The sequence below is a fragment of the Aerococcus agrisoli genome, from assembly GCF_003797145.1.
In the GTDB taxonomy this organism is placed as follows: domain Bacteria; phylum Bacillota; class Bacilli; order Lactobacillales; family Aerococcaceae; genus Aerococcus; species Aerococcus agrisoli.
Genome location: NZ_RKMG01000080.1, coordinates 1 through 945 on the forward strand (window position 1 = coordinate 1; position 945 = coordinate 945).

The 945-nt window shown below is 32.7% G+C and carries 1 protein-coding gene; it reads left to right on the top strand.

Annotated elements, in window-relative coordinates:
• Window positions 1-133: 133 nt before the first annotated feature.
• Window positions 134-643, top strand: coding sequence for a helix-turn-helix domain-containing protein (locus EF384_RS09560; protein WP_123781486.1), 510 nt, complete (start codon window positions 134-136; stop codon window positions 641-643).
• Window positions 644-945 lie beyond the last annotated feature (302 nt).

Here is a 945-nt window from a genome sequence, read left to right on the forward strand (position 1 = left end):
AGGTGAGTTTGTCACAATAAGAACTAAATAAAACTCAACATTATTAGTGTAAGGATAGTAAAATGTTAATTTGCGTTGCTTATAGCAACAAGTAATTAATTATATAATAGCGGTAGAAAAGAGGTTATCACTAATGCTAGGGGAAAATATTAAAGCAATTCGAAAATCGATAGGGCTTTCGCAAGAAGAACTTGCGATCAAACTAAATGTAGTGCGACAAACAATATCTAAATGGGAAAAAGGTTTGTCGGTTCCTGATTCTGATATGCTTATTTCTATATCGGAAGTGTTTGAAACATCCGTAAGCACTTTGCTTGGGGAAACTATAATTGAGTCGAAGGTTGATGACGTAAAAGTGATTTCTGAAAAACTTGAGGTCATCAACTTGCAACTCGCACAAAGGAAAGCAACAAGGAGCAAAACGTTTCACTGGCTTCTTATTTTACTGTTCATGGTTATAGCTGCTATTTTCACCGTTTTAATAGTGTCAAATAGTCCTTACTTGGGTTGGGATTATAGTGACCCTGAAATCGCAGTTGTCGGAGTGGTTTTACACGGATTTGAGTGGTTGTTCATGAGAATAGCTCCAATTGCCCTTATTGGAGTTATCTTTGGGATTTTTTTGACACGGAAGAAAGTATAAAACTGCTCTACTTTTTTTTTAAGGTCTAATTTAAGGAATTAATCACATAATTGAAAAAATTAAAAAGGAGTGTTTCATATGGGTTTTTGGTACTTTCTAACATTATTTATAGGTATTTATCTTTTAATCCGATCGATATCTGCTTATAGAAACAATCAAGACAGCAAAGTAACCATTTTTATAAGTATTTTGCTTATTTTATTCTCCTTATTTATGTTTACTCCTTGGAGTGTTCAACTAATTGACTTAATATTTTCATGAATGAGTTTGTCTTAAAGGTAATTAAGACAAACTCAGAAAAA